Source organism: Myxococcales bacterium (assembly GCA_016717005.1).
Lineage (GTDB): Bacteria > Myxococcota_A > Polyangia > Haliangiales > Haliangiaceae > UBA2376.
Map to the genome: position 1 here is coordinate 1114736 of JADJUF010000037.1, position 21115 is coordinate 1135850.

General features: G+C 74.5%; 15 protein-coding genes. 1 reads left to right on the forward strand and 14 read right to left on the reverse strand.

Features of this window, described 5'->3' with window-relative positions; genetic code table 11:
• Nucleotides 1-303: 303 nt before the first annotated feature.
• From IPL61_28475 to IPL61_28505, 7 genes are all read right to left on the reverse strand, one after another.
• Nucleotides 304-2154: a serine/threonine protein kinase gene (locus IPL61_28475; GenBank protein MBK9035155.1), complete on the reverse strand. Its 1851-nt coding sequence runs from the start codon at nucleotides 2152-2154 to the stop codon at nucleotides 304-306.
• Nucleotides 2151-2387 (reverse strand): hypothetical protein, encoded by a 237-nt coding sequence (locus tag IPL61_28480; GenBank protein MBK9035156.1) that lies wholly within the window; start codon nucleotides 2385-2387, stop codon nucleotides 2151-2153. The genes IPL61_28475 and IPL61_28480 overlap by 4 nt, the downstream gene beginning before the upstream one ends.
• Nucleotides 2384-3928: a hypothetical protein gene (locus tag IPL61_28485; protein ID MBK9035157.1), complete on the reverse strand. Its 1545-nt coding sequence runs from the start codon at nucleotides 3926-3928 to the stop codon at nucleotides 2384-2386. The genes IPL61_28480 and IPL61_28485 overlap by 4 nt, the downstream gene beginning before the upstream one ends.
• 15 nt (nucleotides 3929-3943) lie before the next feature.
• Nucleotides 3944-4519 (reverse strand): tetratricopeptide repeat protein, encoded by a 576-nt coding sequence (locus IPL61_28490; GenBank protein ID MBK9035158.1) that lies wholly within the window; start codon nucleotides 4517-4519, stop codon nucleotides 3944-3946.
• Nucleotides 4519-6447, reverse strand: coding sequence for a serine/threonine protein kinase (locus tag IPL61_28495; protein ID MBK9035159.1), 1929 nt, complete (start codon nucleotides 6445-6447; stop codon nucleotides 4519-4521). Before IPL61_28495 ends, IPL61_28490 begins: the two co-directional genes overlap by 1 nt.
• 256 nt (nucleotides 6448-6703) lie before the next feature.
• Complete coding sequence (locus IPL61_28500; GenBank protein ID MBK9035160.1) at nucleotides 6704-7285, reverse strand: HEAT repeat domain-containing protein; 582 nt, start codon at nucleotides 7283-7285, stop codon at nucleotides 6704-6706.
• Nucleotides 7282-8760, reverse strand: coding sequence for a hypothetical protein (locus IPL61_28505; GenBank protein ID MBK9035161.1), 1479 nt, complete (start codon nucleotides 8758-8760; stop codon nucleotides 7282-7284). Before IPL61_28505 ends, IPL61_28500 begins: the two co-directional genes overlap by 4 nt.
• A gap of 162 nt (nucleotides 8761-8922) precedes the next feature.
• On the opposite strand from IPL61_28505, the gene IPL61_28510 reads away from it, so the two are divergent.
• On the forward strand, nucleotides 8923-9633 hold the full coding sequence (locus IPL61_28510) for a hypothetical protein (GenBank protein MBK9035162.1): 711 nt from the start codon (nucleotides 8923-8925) through the stop codon (nucleotides 9631-9633).
• Between the two features lie 602 nt (nucleotides 9634-10235).
• On the opposite strand, the gene IPL61_28515 is transcribed toward IPL61_28510, so the two are convergent.
• The 7 genes from IPL61_28515 to IPL61_28545 form a co-directional block, all read right to left on the reverse strand.
• Nucleotides 10236-10916 (reverse strand): hypothetical protein, encoded by a 681-nt coding sequence (locus tag IPL61_28515; protein ID MBK9035163.1) that lies wholly within the window; start codon nucleotides 10914-10916, stop codon nucleotides 10236-10238.
• Between the two features lie 263 nt (nucleotides 10917-11179).
• A complete protein-coding gene (gene selB / locus IPL61_28520; GenBank protein ID MBK9035164.1) occupies nucleotides 11180-13081 on the reverse strand; it encodes a selenocysteine-specific translation elongation factor in 1902 nt (633 codons plus the stop codon).
• A gap of 68 nt (nucleotides 13082-13149) precedes the next feature.
• Nucleotides 13150-14811 (reverse strand): AMP-binding protein, encoded by a 1662-nt coding sequence (locus IPL61_28525; protein ID MBK9035165.1) that lies wholly within the window; start codon nucleotides 14809-14811, stop codon nucleotides 13150-13152.
• Between the two features lie 12 nt (nucleotides 14812-14823).
• A complete protein-coding gene (locus IPL61_28530; GenBank protein ID MBK9035166.1) occupies nucleotides 14824-18942 on the reverse strand; it encodes a tetratricopeptide repeat protein in 4119 nt (1372 codons plus the stop codon).
• 47 nt (nucleotides 18943-18989) lie between these two features.
• On the reverse strand, nucleotides 18990-19700 hold the full coding sequence (locus IPL61_28535) for a hypothetical protein (GenBank protein ID MBK9035167.1): 711 nt from the start codon (nucleotides 19698-19700) through the stop codon (nucleotides 18990-18992).
• Between the two features lie 82 nt (nucleotides 19701-19782).
• On the reverse strand, nucleotides 19783-20451 hold the full coding sequence (locus IPL61_28540; GenBank protein MBK9035168.1) for a hypothetical protein: 669 nt from the start codon (nucleotides 20449-20451) through the stop codon (nucleotides 19783-19785).
• Nucleotides 20448-21062, reverse strand: a complete 615-nt coding sequence (locus IPL61_28545) for a sigma-70 family RNA polymerase sigma factor (protein MBK9035169.1) — start codon at nucleotides 21060-21062, stop codon at nucleotides 20448-20450. The genes IPL61_28540 and IPL61_28545 overlap by 4 nt, the downstream gene beginning before the upstream one ends.
• Between the last annotated feature and the right edge of the window lie 53 nt (nucleotides 21063-21115).

Consider the following 21115-nt stretch of genomic DNA (forward strand, 5'->3'; position numbering starts at 1 on the left):
AGGCTTCGGACGCCGTCGGGCCCGAGGTCGCTCGCACCTGTCCAAGGAGCTGCGCGCGCTCGGCATCGATCACCGCGCCGACGAGGCCGAGCAGCGCAGGCCTCGGACGCCGTCGGGCCCGAGGTCGCTCGCACCTGTCCAAGGAGCTGCGCGCTCGGCGTCGACCACCGCGCTGACGAGGCCGCGTAGCACGAGGCCGCGCAGCGCCCTCCGCGCCGCGGCCGGTCGGCAGCGCTCGCCCGCACCTGTCCAAGGAGCTGGGCGCGCGCGGCGTCGACCACCGCGCCGACGAGGCCGAGGAGCTCACGCCTCGGACGCGGCCCGACCCCAGGGGTGGCGGGCGATCAGCGCGGCGCCGCGCGCGGCGATCGGCGCCGGGGCCGCGCCGTGGAGCGCGGCGGTCAGGGCCTCGGCGAACTCGGTCGCGTGGGCGAAGCGATCGGTCGCGGCCTTGGCCAGCGCGACCGCGAGCACGGCGTCGACCGCGCGCGGCAGGCTCGGCACCAGCGCCGACGGCGCCTCGGGGTGGTGGAACACGACCGCGAACAGGAGCTGGGGCGTGTCGACGCCGGTGAACGCCGGGCGGCCGGTCAGCGCGCGGTACAGCACCGCGCCGAGCGCGAACACGTCGGCGCGGCCATCGACGGCGTGGCCGCGGGCCTGCTCGGGCGCCATGTACCCAGGCGTGCCGACCACGGCGGCCTGGGTCAGCGTGCCGGTCGAGCCGACCAGGCTGGCCACGCCGAAATCGAGGATCTTCCAGGCGCCGTGCGCCCGCGACCAGTACAGGTTGTGCGGCTTGAGATCGCGGTGCACGACCCCGGCGGCGTGGGCGACGTCGAGGCCGCGGGCCACCTCGCGCGCCAGCGTGATCAGCGCGGCGCGCTCGAGCCGCGGCGTGCGGCGCAGGCGCCGGGCCAGGTCCTCGCCGTCGAGCCGCTCCATCGCGATGTACGGCATCGCGGCGACGACGCCGGTGTCGAACACCCGCACGATGTGGGGTGAGCGCAGGGTCGCGACGACCTCGCCCTCGCGCACGAACCGCTCGCGCAGGCGCGCCTCCTCGGGGCCGAGCTCGCGCAGCACCTTGACCGCGGCCGCGCGCGCGTCGTCGCGGTGGCGCGCGGCGTAGACCTCGCCCATCGCGCCGCGGCCGATGATCTCGGCCAGGGCCCAGGGCCCGGCCGCGGTGCCGGTCAGGCGGCCCTTGGCGCCGGCGCCGCCGTCGAGGACCTGGTCGAGGTCGCGCTTGACCTCGACCAGCTGGGCCTCGCGCTGGTTGGCGAGCAGCGCCGCCTCGTGGGCGCGGGTCAGCGCGTGCTCGAGGGTCGACCGGGCCAGCCGCGCCATCCACAGCGCGACCAGCAGCACGACCGGCACCATCGCGGTGAACATCACGCGGCCGGCGGCGGTGCCGCTGGTCGCGGTCAGCGCGCCGTGATCGACGAGCACGCCGGTCAAGGTCAGGACGGCGACCGCGAGGTAGCCGGTGATCGCGACCAGCGGCGCGATCAGCGCGCCCAGGCGATCGCGGCCGAGGCCGAAGAAGCTGATGCCGAGCGTGACGACCAGCGGCGTCGGCGAGAACGGCCCCAGGAAGTGGATGATCTCGATCGACCCGAGCGCGGTGGCGAACGCGTAGACCCGGAAGACCGTCGGCGTGTAGCGCAGCGGGCGGCGGCACCGATAGATCACCCACAGCGACAGCGCCGACAGCCCGGCCACGGTCGCGACGAACGGCGCCTTGGCGGCGACGTCGCCCGGCAAGGTCGGCGTGAACGCCAGCGTCGACGCGGCCATCACCAGCAGCATCGCGGCCCAGCCTCGGGCCCGGGCGACCTCCTCGCCGTGCAGGACGGCCGCGACGTCGTCCTGGAGCGCGGCGGTCGACGGCGTCGACGGCGCGTCGGGCAGCGGCGCCGCCTCGGGCGCCACGTCGGGCACCACCCCGGGCGCCGGGGGCGCGGCCCTGCGCGCGACCGGCCGGCGCGCGTCGACGGTCGGCAGGCTCAGGCGGTCGAGATCGGCGCCGGGCGCCTGGGCCAGGGTGTCGAGGTCGTCGAGGTCGTCGCTCGCCGGCGGGTGCGCCTCGGGCTCCGTCGGTGACCGCGCCGCCATGTCGACGATCAGGGCCCGGACCGGCGACGGAGTCAAGGCGCGGATGGCGTGGCGCGCGCCGCGAGCCGGGCCCAGATCGGCGCGGCGGGGAAGTCGCTGTCGGCGCGGATCGCGGCGCGCGCGGCGGGCGCGGCCGCGCGCGTGGCCTCGGCCGCGCGCAGCGCCCAGTAGACCTCGCGGCCGTAGCCCGAGGCGAGGCCGCGCTGCCGGTCGCGGCGCGCGCGGCGGGCGCGGCCGCGCGCGCCGCGGTGCCGGGCGCGGGACCTCACGGCGCGACGGGGTAGATGATCCGCGCGCGCACGGCGCTGGCGTCGCGGTCGGGCGCGGTCGCGCTGCCGTCGCTCCAGGTCACCGCGACCGAGCGATCGGGCAGCCAGCCGATCGACGGCTCCTCCTGATCGCCGACGGTGGTCGTGTTGACCGGCAGCGCGTCGGTGAGCGGCGCCAGGTTGGCGTCGTAGTGGCGGAACCACACGCCGCAGCCGTCGCCGTCGGACGCGGTCGTGCACGCCGACCAGCCGACGCCGACGTCGGCGCCTGCGATCGCCAGCGCCGGCGGCCCGGTCTCGACGTCGTCGGTGACGATCACCGGCGTCCCGACCCCGGCCCCGGCGGCGGTGTAGCGGCGCAGGATCAGCTGGCTGCTGCTGGCGGTCGCGTGGCGGTACAGCAGCACCGCGTCGCCGGCCAGGGTCGCGAGCTGCGGCGCGTTGACGACGTCGCCGGTGTGCATCGCCAGGAGCAGATCGGTGCCGCCGGTCGGCGTGCCGCCGACGCCGTAGAAGCGCCCGCGGAGGCTGGCGCCGTCGCGCCACGCGAACGCCAGCGCCGAGCCGGTGCCGAGCGCGACCACCGCCGGGGTCTCGTCGGTGGTCCGGATCGTCGTCGACACGACGAACGCGTCGGTGGTGTTGGTGACCGGGTTGTTCACGGGCAGCCCGTTGGCGCCCAGGACGCGGGCCTTGACCACGGTCTGGCCCGCGGTCATCCCGTCGTCGGTCCACGCCACCACGAACCGGCCGTCGGGGAGCGCCGCGACCGCCGGGGTGCCGGGCGAGGTCATCGTGGTGATCGCGGTCTCGGTGCCGGTGACGTGATCGCCGTCGGCGCTGAGCACGACCGCGTACAGCTCGCCGAAGGTGGTCCACGCCGCGACCGTGTTGCCGGTGCGGTCGCTCGCGAGCGACGGCTCGTAGCCGGTCTCGCCGTCGGTCTGGTTGATGTTGAACTGGCCGTCGCCGGCGGCGATCACCGAGTCGACCGGCACGCCGGTCGGCGCGAACCGCCGCCCGAAGACGTCGCAGCGTCCGACGATCTGGCAGGTGTCCGACCAGCCGATCGTGAACACGCCGTCGGGCGCGACGCTGAGCTGGCGGCCGCCGCCGTCGATCCGGAACGCCAGGTCCTGGCTGCCGACGTAGGTCGTGTTGACGACGAAGTCGTTGGCCTCGAGCATGACGTCGGCGTCGACGCGGGCGTCGCCGATCGGGATGACCGCCCCGCCGACGCCGCGGGCCAGGCCGGCGCCGTCCTCGGCGACCACGTCGATCGTCAGGTCGCCGGTGCGCCCCGGGGTCTGGACGCTGAACGACAGCGGGAACGAGCGGCCCGACACCGCGAAGCTCTCGGTCTGGGTCGAGCTGGCGTTGGCGAGCACGACCGAGAGCTGGGTGACGCCGGTGACCGCCGGGCGCGCCTGCAGGTGCACGACCACGATCTGCTCGTCCCCGCCGCACGCGCACAGGAGCGCGGCGGCCACGACCGCGGTCGGGCCCGACGAGGAGCGCAGGAGCGAGCGTGCGAGGGACACGATAGACGAGGCCAGCTAGTCGAACACGACGTTGCCGAGATCGGTCGACGGGACGCCGTCGTCCCGCAGGAGGAAGTAGCCGCCGGCGGAGGCGCCGGCGACGGCGGCGATGCCGCCCCAGAACCACCAGCGAGTGTAGATCGGTTTGTCGGGCGGGTGCTCGGCCCGCTGCCGGGCCAGCTCGCGCTCGCGCTCACGGTCGAGCACCGCCTGCCGCTCGCGCTCGCGGGTCTCGGCGTCGGCCTGCTTGGCCTCGAGGTCGTCGATCAGCTTCTCGACGGCCTCGCGGTTGTCGGCGTCGGGCACCTCGCGCAGGTACTTGCGGAACGAGAAGATGGCCTGGTCGTAGTGGTCGAGGTTGCGGTGGGCCTGGCCGATGTTGAACAGCAGCTTCGGCAGCGGCTTGGCCTCGTACGCGGCCTCGAACTCGACCAGCGCCTGGTCGAACTTGCCGAGCGCGAACAGCTTGTCGCCCTTGGCGTAGTGCTTCTTGGCCGAGCGCGTGGCCTCGTCCTCGGCGCGGGCGCGGCCTGGTCCGGCGACCAGCGCCACGAGCGCGATCAGGCCCAGGACGAGCGCGCGGCCCCGCATCACCCACCCGCGAACGGGTCGATGGTGACCGTGGGATCGACCTTGGTGTCGCGGGGCTTCTTGCCGGTGCCCGAGCCGGCGCCGGGCCGCTCGACGACGGGCTCGGGCTTGATCACGACCGGATCGGGCGGCGGCGGCGCCTTCACCACCGGGTCGCGCCGGTCGCGGTCGCGGCGGCCGCTCGTGGGCGTGGGCGTAGGCGAGGGCAGCAGCTCGATGTCCTCGGCGAGGACCGCGGCGTTGAGCGCGACCTCGACCGTCGGCGCCGGGTGGCCGAGGTCGACCGAGAACGGCGCGTCGGTGAAGCCGTCCTTGCGCACGACGAAGTCGCGGCGCGTCGTCGAGCCGCCGTCGGCGGGATCGATCTCGAGCAGGCACGGCGTCGAGCACAGCGACACGGCCGCGCCGAGCGCCTCGACCCGGGCGCCGGCCGGCGCCACGACCTTGACGCGCACCCTCGGCGCGGGGCCCGGCCCGGCGGTCATCGGCGTGACCGCCGGCGTCGAGGCCACCGGGCTCGGCGGCGCCGCCGCGGGGGTCGTGGGATCGCTCGAGCGTGACGCCGCGACCAGGCCGCCGGCGACGGCGACGCCGACCACCGCGGCGGCCGCCGCGGCCCACAGCCACTTCGACCGACGCGGCGGCGCGACCCACGAGCCGTGGCCCGGGTACGGGGTCGCGCGGTCGACCACGCCCGAGCCCGGCGCCATCATGGTCGGGTAGGTGACGCCCGGCGGCGGCGTGCGCGTGCTCTCGCCGGTCGACCGCAGGCCCGAGCGCATGCCGCTGTCGCCGAGCCCGACCAGCTCGTGCGGCCGGGTCTCGATCGCCGCGAGCAGGTGCAAGAGGTCGTCGCGCAGGGCCTCGGCGCTGGCGTAGCGGGCCTCGGGATCCTTCGCGAGGCACCGCAGCAGCACGCCCTCGAGCCGCGGATCGAGCGTGGCGCCGCCCGGGGTGTCGCGCGGCGGCACCGGCTGCTCGTTGAGGTGCTTGCGCACGTACTCGCCGAACGAGCGGCCGCGGAACAGCGGCTGCCCGCAGAACAGCTCGTACATGATCGCGCCGAGCGAGTAGATGTCGGCGCGGTGGTCGACGGCGAGGCCGCCGGCCTGCTCGGGCGACATGTACGCGGGCGTGCCGATCACCGAGCCGGCCGCGGTCTCGAGGCCGACGTCCTCATCGTCGCGGTTGAGCAGCTTGGCGACGCCGAAGTCGAGCAGCTTCACCAGCTCGGCGCCGTCGGGCGTCGGCACCAGCACGATGTTGTCGGGCTTGAGGTCGCGGTGGATCACGCCGACCGCGTGCGCGGCCGACAGCCCGTCGCAGATCTGGATCAGCGCGGCCAGCGCCCGGGGCAGCTCGAACCCGCCGCGCGACCACCCGCCGAGGCTCTTGCCGCGCAGCAGCTCCATGATGATGAAGGTCGTGCCGTCCTCGAGCTCGATGAAGTCGGTGACGTCGACGATGTTGCGGTGGCGGACGCGGTTGACCGTGCGCGCCTCCTGGAAAAACCGGCTCACGGCGTCGCGGCGCTTGGCGTAGTCGGTGCGCAGGAGCTTGAGCGCGACCTCGCGGCCGAGCCGGACGTGCTCGGCGCGGTAGACGAAGCCCATGCCGCCCTTGCCGATCAGCTCGAGCAGTCGGTAGGCGCCCAGCACCTGGCCGACGCGCTCGTCGCTGCGATCGCCCGCGCGCGGCACCGGCGGCGGGCGCGTGGCCGGCGTGCGCACCTTCGCCGACGGGCTGTCGATGCGGGTGTTGACCGAGCGCGCGCGCTCGTCGCGGGTGCCGATCGGCAGCTCCGACGGCGCGTCCCAGCCGTCTTCGTCGGGCGGCGGCGCCAGCGACTCGGTCGGGTCCGGGCCGGATCGCGACCGTGCGCCGATGGACGACGGAGTGCGAGACGGGGGTTCGCGCGATGCCGACATGCAGGGTCGAGTGCGACGTGCGCACCTGGCCTCACCCGTATTCTACGGGTGCCCATCGGCCGGGGCAACGGCTAGTTACGGCCTGGGAATGGTCAAGGTGGTCGATGATCGTGGTCGAGGCGCCCCGATGGCAAGGCGCCGGCGAGGACCGGAAGGGCGCGTCCTCGTCGGACGTAACCTGAGGACCGGAGCCGGCAACGCCGCCAGCGGGGTTGCATCGGCCGCGAGCACGATCGACTTGACCATTCCCAGGCCCTTACGGGCCACCGGTGATGCAGAGGGGGTCGATGAGCCCGAGCGCGGTCTGGAGCGCCGCCTTGACCTGGGCGTTGGTCTCGTGGGTGTTCTGGCCGCGGAGGTACTGGCACGCGGCGGCCGAGCTGGTCTCGGCCAGGGCCAGGGCCGCGGCGGCGCGGACGTCGAGCAGCTCGTTGCCCAGCGCGCTGGCCAGGACCTCGACCTCGGCGGCGCCGCCGTTGTCGCCGAGGCCCTCGACGGCCGCGAGCAGGTACATGCGCGCCATCGGGTCGTCGGAGTCGCGGTAGGCGACGATGGCGTTGGCCAGCGCCGCGCGCGCGAGGTCGGAGTCGAACTGCCCGAGCGCGCGGTAGGCCCGGACCCGCATGCCCGGCGACACGTCGGGGTTGGTCTGGCTCGTGGCCAGCAAGACCAGGCCGGTGAGGTCGCCGCCGAGCGCGGTGTCGAGCGTGGCGCGGCTCGGCAGGTAGTCGAAGCCCGAGAGCATCTGCTCGACGCGGGTCCGCGCCAGCACGTTGCTGCGCGCGGCCGGCGCGGTGACCAGCAGCGCCAGCGCCGCCAGGGCGAGGTGGCGGCTCATCGCAGCACCGGGCTCCGGCGGAGGATCTCGCGCTGCTCGAGCGACAGCACGGTGCCGCCGTCCTCGCCCCAGTACATCAGGTTCTCGTCGGAGGTCGGGCTGTCGACCAGCGGATCGACGGCGCCCTCGGGCTCGGGCTCGCGGTTGCGGTACAGGCCCATGTGGCGCGCGAGCGCGTGGGCGGTGATCCGCGCGAGGTGCTCCCAGTCGGGGTTGTTGCACAGCGCCGTCGCGGCGACCGCGATCCCCGACGCCCGGGTCGCGGGCAGCGGCGCGCCCGGCGTGCCGCCGACGGTGGCCTCGAGCCCGGCCGGCGACAGGGTGCGGACGAAGAACACCGAGACGCCGGTGGGGTACGAGGACGTCGCGAACAGCTCGCCGGCGCGGCGCTCGACCAGCCCGGCCAGCTCGATCGGGGCGTTGGTCGGCTCGTAGGTGATCGCGCCGATCGTGATGTTGGCGGGGGCGAAGATCTCGCGCAGCTGGGCGAGGTAGACGTTCTGGAAGTCGGGATCGGTCGGCGCGTGGTCGGCGTCGAGCACTTGCTCGGCGCTCAGGCACGGGTGATCGGTCAGATCCGCGAAGTGGAAGTGCAGGTCGAGGGTGGCTCCGCGGCCGAGCTTCTCGACGATCCGGACCCGGCGACCGTCGAGCGAGACCGGCCCGACGTCGGCCGAGCTGGTCACGTCGATGGTGTAGACGCCCGCCTGGAGCGGGACCGCGGTCGTCGATGGGATCTGCAGGACCGCGACGCCGGGCAGCGGCTTGTGGCGCAGCGCGGCGGCGAAGTACTGCTCCTCGGTGGTCGGGCTGGTGAAGACCAGCGCGTTGTCGGGATCGATGACCTTGGTGACGCCGATCCGGTCGGTCGGCAGCGCGGCCTCGGCGACGACCACCATCGACGTCGCGGTGCGGACGATCGGGATGACGATCGACTGGGTCGCCAGCGGCTTGAGCGGCACGTCGAAGGTGAGGGTGGCCCCGCTGGGCAGGCACCCGAGGTAGCTGCCGCGGAACGTGCTGGCGTCGGCCGACACGCGCGGGATGCCGGTGCACAGGAACCCGCGCAGGCACTGGTTGTCGTCGATGCACAGCTCGGTGCACCGCCCGAGGGCGCAGGTGCCGATCCGACAGTCGTCGTCGGCCACGCAGCGCTCGCCGATGATCGCGCCCGAGGTCGGCTCGGGCTGGCAGGTGCCGCCGTTGGCGACGAAGGCGTCGACCGGCAGGCGGCAGGTCTGGGCCGGCCCGCAGGCGGCCTCGCTGGCGCAGTAGGCGCCGATCTCACTCTCGACGAGGCGGCATGCGCGATCCTCGCAGACGCGCCCGTCGCCGCAATCGATGTTGGCGAGGCAGCTTGGGCGACAGATGTGATCAAGGCACTGTAGACGTTCCTGGCAATCGGCTACCGTCGCACAGCTCTCGCCCACGGCCGCGCCGCCCCCGCCGCAGCCCAGCGACGCCACCACGCACATGACGACCCACCCGATCCACCAAGGCGGACCCGCAGGCGGACGGCGAAAGGTGGGGGCAGGAGCCATGTTTGGTGGGCGGCGCCACCGCGGGCGCTCACGACACCTATATAATGCCAGCGCTTGCCGGAGGACACCATGCGAGTTCATCTAGCCCGACGTTTCGTGACCGCCGCCGCGGCGACGCTGGCGCTCTGCACCGGCGTCGTCGCCGCGCACGCCCAGGCGGCGCTCGATGACGATGACGGCGGATCGCCGACGACGGCGACGACGGCGACGCCGCTCGCCGAGAAGACCAACATCGGCGTCGGCTTCCGCCTGCGGAACGTCCGCATCCCCAAGGGCCTGCTCGAGATCTTCGTCCAGCGCGCGCCGGGCGGCTCGTCGGACGTCGGCTTCGGGCTCGAGGTGTCGCGGCGCCGCGGCCAGTTCGAGGTCCAGCTCGGCCTCGAGTACGAGAAGATCACCGTCGACACCGGCATCTGGATGGAGAACGGCGACTCGATCCCGATGGACGAGGTCGACTACGTCCAGTTCGACAACTTCGGCTGGGTGACCGCCGAGCTGTCGTTCCTCTATCACACCGAGATCATCCCGCAGCTGTCGGTGCGCTACGGCGGCGGCGCCGGCATCGGCGTGCTGACCGGCGACGTGCTGCGCACCGACTACCGGTGCGTCGACACCAACCCCGACAACTGCGCCGAGAGCCCCACCGCGACCAACATCAAGGCACCCTACGATCTGCCGCCCGTGATGCTGGTCGTCAACGCCATCGTCGGCGTCCAGATCCGCCCCACCGAAGAGATCTTCATCAACGTCGAGGGCGGCCTCCGCACGCTCCCGTTCTTCGGCATCACCGCCGGCTACTACTTCTGATCTTGGGGACAGGCTCCTGGGTCCCAGGTGCCTGTGATCGTTAGGGAATTCTGCGCTACCGCGTCAGATTTCTCCGAACCGGGCTCAGATCCTGGATTCGTCATCAATTCTGGTGGCTTGAGCATGGCATCGGGCAGGGCGATCTTGGGGACAGGCTCCCTTCAATTTCGGCGATCTTGGGGACAGGCTCCTGGGTCCCAGGTGCCTGTGATCGTTAGGGAATTCTGCGCTACCGCGTCAGATTTCTCCGAACCGGGCTCAGATCCTGGATTCGTCATCAATTCTGGTGGCTTGAGCATGGGATCGGGCGGAGCGACCGGTGGGCAGTCTCGGAGCGACCGAGGCGGCATTCCGAATCACGCTCAACGCGGTGGCCCCGAAAACGCTAGCGATCACAGTGGCTTGAAGGGGTAGAGCCTGTCCCTTCTTGGCGGGGCAATCTCCAAGCGACCGAGGCGGTATTCCGAATCAGGCTCAACGCGGTAGCCCAAAAACGCTAGCGATCACAGCGACTTAAGGGGGTAGATCCTGTCCCCTTTTCGGCCGCGGTAGGTCAAAATAGACCATCAATTCTAATGAGTTGAGACCCAGGAGCCTGTCCCCTAGCAGCGGGTCGGGCGGCCGAGTTCGACGTCGAAGGCGTCGGCGATGTCGATGGCGGGGGGCGTGGCGTCGAGGAGCGTGATGCCGATGAGCCGGAGGCCGAGGGTGGGATCGGGGGCGAACAGCAGGTCGAAGGCGAAGGCGCCGTCGGCGTCGGCGTCGATCGAGCACGTCGCGACAGGGACGCCGTCGGTGGTGGTGAGGCCGCTGTTGTCGCAGGCGAGGTGGTAGCCGAGCGCGGCGTCGCCGAGCGCAGAGGTGGCGGCCTTGGTCAGGCGGTCGAGGGCGGTCGTCAGCTCGGCGCCGCACCGACGCCCCATCGTCGCGGCGACGGCCTTGCTGTCGCCGTCGAGCGTACGCAGCTCGACCACGCCAGCGCCGGTGTCGACGACGCGGCGCCACGGCTGGCGCCCGTCGATGAGCGCGGCCACGAAGTCCTCGGTCGCGACCTCGGGCAGCTCATCAGGGGCGCCGAGGCCGGTGCGCTTGCCAGCGCGCAGCGCGTCCTCGTCGGGGACGGCGAGCTCGGGCAGGTCGGCGTCCGGACCGAGGGCGAGCGCGGTGCCGGCGTCACCGCCGGTCGGCGGCGGCGGCGGCGACGTCGCCTTGGACTTGCACGCGGCGGTGGTGGTGGCGGCGATGAGTGCGGCCGCGACGGCGAGCGACGGTGCGCGGGTCATGTCGGAACAGTAACGCACGAGCCGAAGGTTCGCGCTCCGGCGCAGATCGCCGGTTGCGCGCCGGTGCTTGGTACGCGCCAGGGGCCGCGCGCCTTCCGAGCCGCGGCTTGGCGCCTCCGGCGCAGATCGCCGGTTGTGCGCCGCGGCTTGGTACGAGCCAAGGGCCGCGCGGCTTCCCGCGGCTTGGCGCCTCCGGCGCAGATCGCCGGTTGTGCGCCGCGGCTTGGTACGAGCCAAGGGCCGCGCGCCTTCCGAGCCGCGGCTCAGCGCTTCCGGCGCAGATCGCCGATGCGCAGCGTGACCTTCTCGGCGTCGAAGTGCTCGGCGAGCGGGATGGAGTACTTGCGGCTGGTGCCGCACACCTCCTTCCACGCCTGGGGCGCGATCTCGCGGTTGGCCGCGAGGTACGCGAGCAGCCGGGCCCTGAGCGTCGCGATCGCCTCGGCGTCGGCGTAGTAGTCGGGCTTGACCTTGACGATCAGGCGCGCGCCGACGAGGCGATCGAGCGCGGGCTTGAGCTGGGCCTCGGTCTGGCGCAGCGTCTCGGCGATGTCCTTGGGGCGCGGCGCCTCGAGCCCCCAGCCGCGGAAGCGCGCGTGCAAGGCGTCGTCGGCGGGCGTCAGCCGCGGGCGCGGCGCGCTGGCGCGGCGGACCAGCTCGGCGTCGACCTCGATCACCCCGCGCCGCACCAGCTCGGCGATCACCAGCTCGAAGCCGCGCACGCTCAGCGCCGCGGGCAGGCGCTGGCGCAGCTCCTCGCGCGGCACCGCGCCGTCGGGCGCGGCCGCGAGCCGCGCGCTGATCGCGCGCTCGAGCGCCGCGACCGTCTCGACGTGGAGCAGGTCGTCGCCGGCGCCGAGCACGTCGCCGCGCGCGACCAGCTCGGCGAGCGTGGTCGCCAGCTCGGGCCCGGCCAGGCCGAGGCGCTGGCCCAGGGTCGCGCGGTCGGGCACCGCGGCGGCGAGCGCGCGCAGCTCGAGCGCGACCCGGTCGGCGGCGCGGGCGTCCGCGAACCGCGCGACCACCGCGGCGTGCTCGGCGGCCCGGGCCGCGGTCGAGCGCAGCTTGGGTGCGTGGACCCGCACGATCGTGCCGCCGGCCAGCGTCGTGCCGTGGTTGGCCAGCGGCGTGAAGCCGCGCACGAGGAAGTGATCGCCGGGCAGCGCCACCAGCGGCGTCGTGCGATCGATCCGCAGCTGCGCCACGCCCTCGCCGCCGGGCGGCAGCGGCGCGCCGGCCAGCACCAGCGTCGCCTGCACCTGCGCGGCGCCGTGATGGACCAGCACCTTGCTGCGCACCGGCAGCGGCGCGGTCGCGGCCGCGACGTGGCGCACGGTCACGTCGAGCAGGTGGCTCGGGGCCAGCGCGCCGACGTGCCCGACGACGTCGCCGCGGGCCAGATCGTCGGTCGCGACGCCGTGGAGGTTGAGCGCGCAGCGCTGGCCCGCGGTCGCGCGCTCGACCGCGACGCCGTGGACGTGCAGGCCGCGCACGCGCGTCGCGAGGCCGCGCGGGTAGACCGCGACCTCGTCGCCCAGCGCGACCTGGCCGCTGGCGATCGTGCCGGTCACGACCGTGCCGAACCCGCGCAGCGTGAACACCCGGTCGATCGGCACGCGCAGCAGGCCCGTCGTCGGCCGCGGCGGCAGGCTCGCCAGCGCGTGCTCGATCGCCGCGATCAGCGCCGGCAGCCCCGCGCCCGTGCGCGCCGACACCGGCAGCCGCGGCGCGTCGGCCAGGAAGGTCCCGGCGAACGCGGCGGCCAGCTCGTCGTCGAGCATCGCCAGCCAGTCGTCGTCGACCAGATCGCGCTTGGTGATCGCCACCAGGCCGCGGCGCACGCCCAGCAGCTGGCACACGTCGAGGTGCTCGCGGGTCTGGGGCATGACGCCCTCGTCGGCGGCGATCACCAGCACGACCAGATCCAGGCCGGTGGCGCCGGCCACCATCGCGCGGATGAAGCGCTCGTGGCCGGGCACGTCGACCACCGCGACCCGGGCGCCGCTGGGCAGGTCGAGGTGGGCGAAGCCGAGCTCGGTGGTGATGCCGCGCGCCTTCTCGACCGCGAGCCGGTCGGTGTCGATGCCGGTCAGCGCGTGCACCAGCGCGGTCTTGCCGTGATCGATGTGGCCGGCGGTGCCGACGACGAACGGCAGCGCGGTCACGACGCCGGCTCCCCGCGAACGACGCGGCCGGCGGCGCCGCCGACGAACGGCCGCGCGGTCACGCGCGGTCACGAGGCCGGACGATCGCGCAGCTCGCGCTTGAGCACCTTGCCGGTGGGGTTGCGCGGCAGCTCGTCGAGGAACACCACCTGCCGCGGCCGCTTGAAGTCGGCGAGCTCGCGCCGACAGTAGTCGGCGACCTCGTCGGCGGTGATCGCGTGGCCCGCGCGGACGACCACGTACGCGCGCAGGGTCTCGCCCCACTCGGGGTCGGGCACGCCCACGACCGCGACGTCGAGGATCGCCGGGTGGGTGTGCAGGTGGTCCTCGATCTCGCGCGGGTAGATGTTCACGCCGCCCGAGATCACCATGTCGTGCTTGCGCGACTCCATGTAGTAGAAGCCGTCGCCGTCGATCCGGGCCAGGTCGCCGACCGAGAAGAACCCGTCCCGGATCGAGCGGTCGGTGGCGTCGCGGTTCTTGTGGTAGCCGCCGATCAGCATCGAGTTGCGCACGTAGACCTCGCCGATCGCGCCGGGGCCGACCGGCGCGCCGCCGTCGTCGAGCAGGCGCACCTCGTTGCCGCGCAGCGCCCGGCCGACGGTGCCGGGCCGCGCGGTGTGCTCGCCGGGCCCCGCCAGCGTCACCAGCCCGGTCTCGGTCGAGCCGTAGAAGTTCCACAGGATCGGCCCGAACCGCGCCTCGAACCGGCGCGCGGTGTCGGTCGCCAGCGGCGCCGCGCCGCTCATCACCCAGCGCAGGGACGACGTGTCGTAGCGTCGGTGGACCTCGGGCGGCAGGCTGTTGAGCCGCACCAGCATGGTCGGCACCATCAACGTCGAGGTGATGCGCTCGCGCTCGATCAGCGCCAGGCACTGCTCGGGCTCGAAGTGGTTCATCAGCACCGTCGACGCGCCCAGCGACATCGTGATCGCGACGAACGCCGGCGCCGCCGAGTGGTAGAGCGGACACACGACCAGGTGGCGATCGCCGTGGGTCATCCCGACCTGGCCGATCATGTCGGCGACCGCGTCGAAGCCGGTCTGCTTCCAGCTCCGGGACGCGCCCTTGGGCTTGCCGGTCGTGCCCGACGTGTAGACGATCACGCCGCCGCCGTCGCCGCCGCGCGCCACGGGCGGCCGATCGCCGGGCTGGGCCGCGGTGGCCTCGTCCCAGCGCGCGCCGATCACCGGCGCGGCGGTGGCGCCGGCGACGATCACCTCGCACCGCGCGTCGGCCTGGCGCATCGCCTCGGCGAAGGTCTCGACGTAGGGCGCGCCGACGATCGCCACGGCCGGCTCGGAGTTGCCGAGGATGTACGCGACCTCGGCCGGCTTCGAGCGGTAGCCGATCTGCACGACCACCGCGCCGACCCGGGCCAGGGCCTGCTGCGCGATCAGGTAGTCGGCGCCGTTGCCGAGCATGCACGCGACCGGGGCCGCGGCGCCGCCGCGCGCGACGACCGCGTGGGCGAGGCGGTTGACGGCCTCGTCGAACGTGCGCCAGGTGTAGCGGCGGTCGCCGTCGACGACGCACTCCTTGTCGGGGTGCATGCGCGCGTGCAGCATCGTCGCGAGGTGCGGGCCGGGGCGGGTCAGGCGGGCGGCGGCGACGAAGCCGGGCAGCGCCGCCGGCCGCAGGGCCCGCACGATCCCGGTCTTGCGGAGCACGTCGAGGGCGAAGCGGGCGTCGGACGCGCGCGCGCGGAGGCGTTCGAGGAGGGGGGCCACCGCGGCAGCGTACTACCGACCGCGCGCGACCAGGAAGCGGCGGACCTCTTCGGCCTGGGCCGGGTTGCTGGGCGCGCGCGCCAGGTAGGCCTCCCACGCCCGGATCGTCGCGCCGTCGTTGCGCAGCACCTGCTGGACCGTGCCGAGCAGCCACAGCGCGTCGGTCAGCCACGGCACGGTCGTGCCGTGATCGCGCTCGTCCTTGGTGGCCAGCGCGGTCGCGCGGTCGAGCGCGCTCGCGGCCGGCCCGGCGCGGTTGGCCTCGTAGTAGAGCGTGCCGAGCTGGTAGTACGCGTCGGCGCGGGGGCGGGCGTTGACCGCGCGCGACAGCCACTCGATCGCGCGGCCGCGCTCCTCGAGCTGGACGTAGGCCATGCCGATGCCGTAGGGCAGATCGGGGTTGGTCGGGTCGAGCTTGAGCGCGGCCTCGTAGGCGGTCAGCGCCTTGTCGAACTCGCCGCGGGCCAGGCGGATGCGTCCGGCGCCGGCCCAGGCGTTGACGATGCTCGGGTCGAGCCTGGTCGCCTGGTCGTACGCGCGCAGCGCCTCGTCGCGGATCGCCGTGTCGCCGGTCTGCCCCGAGAACGCCTCGCTGACCCGGCCGAGCCCGTCGAGGAACTGCGCGTCCGCGGACCGGGACGTCGCCTCCTGCATCAGCCGCCGCGCCTCGCTGTAGCGGCCATCGACGAGCAGGCCCTCGGCCTTGAGGAACTGGCCGGTGGGGTGATCGGGCGTGACCGCGAGCAGCGCGTCGCCGAGGCCGCGCGCGGTCGTGATGTCGCCCGTGCGCGCGAAGAAGCGCCCGGCGCGCACCTGGGTCTCGACCGTCACGTCCTTGAGCGCGAGCAGCTTCTTGTAGAGCTCGGCGGCGTCGGCGTCGCGGTGCGCGGCCTCGAAGCCGCGGGCCAGCTCGACGCCCAGGTCGATGCGCGTCGGATCGAGCTCGAACGCCTTGACCAGCGTCGCGACCGCCTCGTCCTGCTTGCCCTGGCGGCGCAGCGCCTCGGCCAGCTGGAAGTGGGCCTCGACCTCGGCCGGCCGCTTCTCGATCGCGCTGCGCAGCCAGCGCTCGGCCTGGGCCGGCCCGCCCGCGTTCAGGTAGGCCACGCCGAGCGTGATCGCCAGCGCCGGATCCTGCTCGGCGGCGGCGGCGACCTGCGCCAGCTTGGCCTCGGCCTTGGCCCGCAGCTCGGCGGCGCGCTCCGGGGTCGCGGCCGCCGTCGCCATGCGCCCCAGCATCGTCGCGGCGGCGATCGTCGGGCCGACGTCGCTGTTGCCGACCGCGGCGGCGGCGCGCTCGTAGGCGGCCAGGGCCGCGTCGGGGTTCTTCTCGGCCTCGAGCCGGAGGCCGTCGATCATGTCGAGCCGGCCGAGCTGCGCCGGCGCGGTGATCGGCGGCGTGCGGCCGCGCAGCGCCGCCAGCCGGGTCGCGGCCTCGGCGATGTTGTCGCGCCGGAGATCGATCTCGGCGGCGGTCAGGTTGGCGTCGACGTCGTCGGGCGCGAGCGCGAGCGCCTTGGCGGCGGCGTCGGCGGCCTCGGCCAGCTTGCCGTCGGCCAGCTCGGTCGCCGCGAGCGACGCCAGCGCGCCGCGATCGTTGGGCAGGATCGCCAGCGCCTTGCGGTACCGATCGCGCGCGGCGTCGAGGCGACCGCCGCGGCGGGCCTCGTCACCGGCGCCGGTCCACGCGCGCACGACCGCGCGCGGATCGGCCTGCTCGATGTCCTTGCGCTGCAGGATCGCCAGGAGCGAGGCCTCGCGCTTGCCGAGATCGGTCACGGGCGCGGTCACGACCTCGCCGACCAGCGCGCCGACGTGCTCGGGATCGAGCTCGATGACCTTGAGGTAGCTGGCGTGCGCGGCGGCGAGGTCGCCGGCGGCGGCCTGGGCCTGGGCCAGGCCGTAGGTCGCGGCCACGGGGCGGGCGGCGACGGCGGCGGTGAACGCGGTCGTCGCGGCGGCCCAGTCCTGCGCGGCGCTCTGCGCCCAGCCGAGGTAGAGCTGCGCGTCGGCGTCGCCGCGCGCCGCCAGGGGCGTCAGCGCCTTGATCGCGGCCGCGGGATCGCCGTCGATCGTGTCGCGCAGCGCGCCGGCCTTGTCGATCGCCGGGTGGTGCGCGCCGCTGGTCGCGGCGGTGTCGAGGAACCGACGGCCGGAGGTCGTGCGGGCCTCGACCTCGGTGCCCTCGTCGAGGTACGCCGCCAGCGCGCCCTGCGCGGCGATGCCGAGCGCCTCGGCGTGCTGCTTGTTGAGCGCGAGCACGTCCCCAGCGGCGCGCGTGGCGCGGCGCCAGTGGTTGGGCTCGTTGCCGACCAGCGCCTTGCGCGCGTTCCCCAGGCCGCGATCGATGTCGGCGGCGCGGGTCTTCTGCGCGTCCCAGCGTCGGTACATGACGAAGCCGCCGGCCCCGACCGCGGCCAGGCCCAGCGCCGCGGCCAGGACGATCTTGGTCGCCCGCGGCGACAGCTTGGGCTTGTCGCTGATCTTGTCGGCGGTGGCCGCGCGCTGCTTCGCGACCGGTGCGCCCTCGCGCCGCGGCACCGTCGCCAGGTCGAGGTCGCCGGCCGGCGCCGAGCCGCCGAGGCGGACGTCGCCACCGCGCTCGCCGCCCCCGCCGCCCTTGAACGACACGACGCTGCCAGCGCGCCCGGCGTTGGTCGGCATCGCCGGCAGATCGAGCCCGAGCGGATCGCCGTCGCCGAGCTCGAGCGCGGGCGGCGGCTCCGACGGCGCGTGGGACCGCGGCGCGACCGTGCGCGCGCTGGCGTTGGCGGGCTCGAGCTCGATCAGCCCGCTGTTGCCGAGCGAGATCGGCAGATCGATGCCCTCGATCGGGCCGGCTGATCCCACGTGCGCGGGCGCGGTCGGCGCCGGGAAGCGGTCGACGCGCGGCACGCTCGGCGGCGGCAGGTCGTCGAACAGGCCGATCGCCGGCTGCGACGCGCCCGCCTGGGGCAGGTCGTCGAAGAAGCCCTTGGGCGCGGGCAGCTCAGGGCCCTTGGCGTGGGCGGGGCCAGGCAGGTCGTCGAAGAAGCCCTTGGGGGCGGGCAGCCCGGGGCCCTTGGTCTGGGCGGGGCCGGGCAAGCCGTCGAAGAAGCCCTTGGGCGCGGGCAGGTCGCTCGCTCCCTTGGTCTGGGCGGGGCCGGGCAGGTCGTCGAAGAAGCCCTTGGGCGCGGGCAGGTCGCTCGCTCCCTTGGTCTGGGCGGGGCCGGGCAGGTCGTCGAAGAAGCCCTTGGGCGCGGGCAGGTCGCTCGCCCCCTTGGTCTGCGCGGGGCCGGGCAGGTCGTCGAAGAAGCCCTTGGGCGCGGGCAGGTCGCTCGCTCCCTTGGTCTGGGCGGGGCCGGGCAGGTCGTCGAAGAAGCCCTTGGGCGCGGGCAGCGGCACCGACGACGAGGCGCCCGGCCTGGCCGGTGGCACCGTCGGGGGCATCCCGGCGACCGTGCTCTTGGGCGTCGGCATCGCCGGCGGCGTCGCCGGGCGCTTGGGCGCGGGCAGGTCGCCGAGCGATGGGCCCTTGGGCACGGGCAGATCGTCGAACAGGTCGTTGCCGCTCTTGGCCTTGGGTGTCGGTAGATCGGTGATGTCGCCGGGGCGCTTGGGCGCAGGGAGGTCGGCGATCGGCGGCGGGCCCTTGGGTGCGGGCAGATCAGCGATCGCGGGCGGGCCCTTGGGCGCGGGCAGATCGGCGATCGGGAACCTGGGCGCGGGCAGGTCGGTGTGCGGCCCCAGCGCGGTCGTGGTCGGTCGCGGCGGCTCGGCCGGCGCGCCGCGCGGTGACGGGCCCACCGGCGCGACGAGATCGACGCCATCGAGGGTGAACGGCTCGGGCTCGCGCGGTCGCGGCGCGGCCTTGGGCGCGGGCAGATCGATGATCGCCGACGGCGTCGGACCTTTCGGCGCCGGCAGATCGACCGACTCGACCGAGCGACCAGGGACGCTGGTCGCGGCCGGCCGTCGCGGCGCGGGCAGATCGGCGAGGTCGATCACATCGCCGGGGCCGCCCGCGACATCGCCGGGCACAACGATCCGCGCCTTGCACTTGGCGCACGTCACCGTCTTGCCCGCTGGCGGAATGTCGGCCGCGGGGAAGCGGTACATCGCGCCACACACGGCGCATGCCACTTCCTTCATCTGCGTAAATTGTACTCCGGCCGCGCCGCCCGCGCGCGATCTCGCGCCTACTTGCGGGTATCGAAGGGGTTTTCGAGGGTGTCCCCCTGGCGGCGCCGCGGCCGCCGCCGGCCGTCGCCTTCGGGGTCGGGCGCGACCGCGCCGCGCAGCGCCCGCAGGATCTTGCGATCGACCTCGGGCAACAGGTCGAGCAACGTCGCGGCCTGCGCGGGGGTGAGCAGCGCGCGCAGCTCGGCGAAGCGCCGCTCCTCGGCGGTCCAGCGCGCGCGCTGGTTGGCGACGAGCCCATCGAGCAACGTCGAGATGTCGGCGGCCTTGCCGCTGGTGCGCGCGCCGTCGAGCTTGGCGCGCAACGTCGCCCGCTCGCCGAGCAGGCGCGCCAGCTCGTCGTCGTACTTGCCGAGCACCGGGATCATCTTGCCGGCGGTGGCCTCGTCGAGCCCGAGCTGCTCGGTCAGCACCAGCGCCCGCATCATCCGGATGCGCTGCTTGACCCGCTCGCGCTTGGCGGCGCGGTCGGCGGTCTTGTCAGCCACCATCGGGCCGCGGCGGGGTCGATCCGGCCGGGCCTGGGCGACGCCGGTGCCGAGCGCGAGCGCGACGACGACCACGACGAGGCGGGCCAGCGTGCGGGCCAGCGGGTGGGCCAGCGTGCGGGCCAGCGGGTGGGCCAGCGTGCGGGCCAGCGGGTGGGCCAGCGTGCGCGCCAGCGGGCGCGCCGGCGTGCGGGCCAGCGGGTGGGGCGGGGTGCGGTTCATCGTGCAGCCTGTGTGCAAGCCGGCGTGTGATCCGGCGTGTGATCCGGCGTGTGGGACAGCGTGTCGGTCAGCGTGCGGGACATCAGCCAGCCTCCTGCGCGTCGAGCCAGGCCAGCGCTCGATCGAGCTCGGCCTCCGAGAACTCACCGATCCAGCCGGTCCAGGTGGCGCCGAGCGCGGGCAGGTCGTCGTCGCCGCGATCGTCGTCATCCTCGAGCGCGATCACCTCGTCGAGCAGCGCGTCGTCGACCGGGCCGAGGCCGTCGAGGTCGCTGGCGTCGTCGTCGGCGGCGAGGAGGTCATCGCCGTCGAGGAGCTCGTCGACGGCGGGCGGCGCCAGCTCGTCGTCCGGGGTCGGCGCCGGCGCGACCTCGACGGGCGCCGGCGGCGCCAGCGTCACGAACGGCAGCGGGGCGTGGGCCTGGGCGCCGGGCCGCAGCCACAGCGCCGCGGCCGCCGCCAGGGCGAGCGCCGCGCCGCCGGCGAACCACGGCCAGCGCGCCCGCGGCGCCCGGGTGGTCGCGGCGAGGATGCGGCGCTCGAGCGTCGGCCAGTCGGGCGCCGCGCCGGGCTCGGGCAGGCCGCGGACCTCGGCCACGGTCGCGCGCAGCTCGACCAGCGCGTCGTCGCCGCTCGCCGCCAGCCACGCCTCGACCGCCGCGCGCTCGTCGAGCGACAGCGCCCGAGGGTCGTCGGCGTAGGCCGCGAGCAGCTGCTCGGTGGCGATCGCGTCGGGCGCGTCGGGCGTCATGGCAGGACCTCGTCGCCGAGCAGCGCGCGCAGGCGCTTGACCGCGAAGTGGAAGCTTACCTTGGCGGCGTTCTCGGTGCAGTCGGCCAAGGCCGCCACCTCGCGGAACGCCAGCTCGTCGAACACGCGCAGCTCGAGCACCAGCTTCTGCTTGGGCGGGAGCTGCGCGATCGCGGCGCGCAGGGCCGCGGCCCGCTGCCCGCGCTCGAGGCGGTCGGCGCCGGTCGCGGCCACGGTCAGCGCGTCGTCGGCGATCTCGCTCGGCTGCTCGCGCCCGCGGTCGCGCACGGTGTTGAGCGCCAGGTTGATCGCGATCCGGTACAGCCAGCTGCGCACGCTGGCGTCGCCGCGGAAGTTGCCGAGCGCCTGGTACGCGCGCACGAACGCCTGCTGGGTCACGTCGGCGGCGTCGGCGTCGGACCGGACGTAGCGTCGGGCCAGGCGCCACAGCCCGCGCTGGTGCCGGCGCACCAGCTGCTCGAACGCGGCGCCGTCGCCGCGCTGGGCCCGCGCGACCAGCGCGGCGTCCAGGTCGATCGGCGCGTCGGTCACGCTCGCCTCGGGGTGGGGCCAGGCGAGGGACAGCGACAGCTCCATGAGGGTTGGACCCACGGCTTGCGCCACACGTTAAGCGGCAGTAGGGTAGGCCGCCAAGTGCCCTCGAT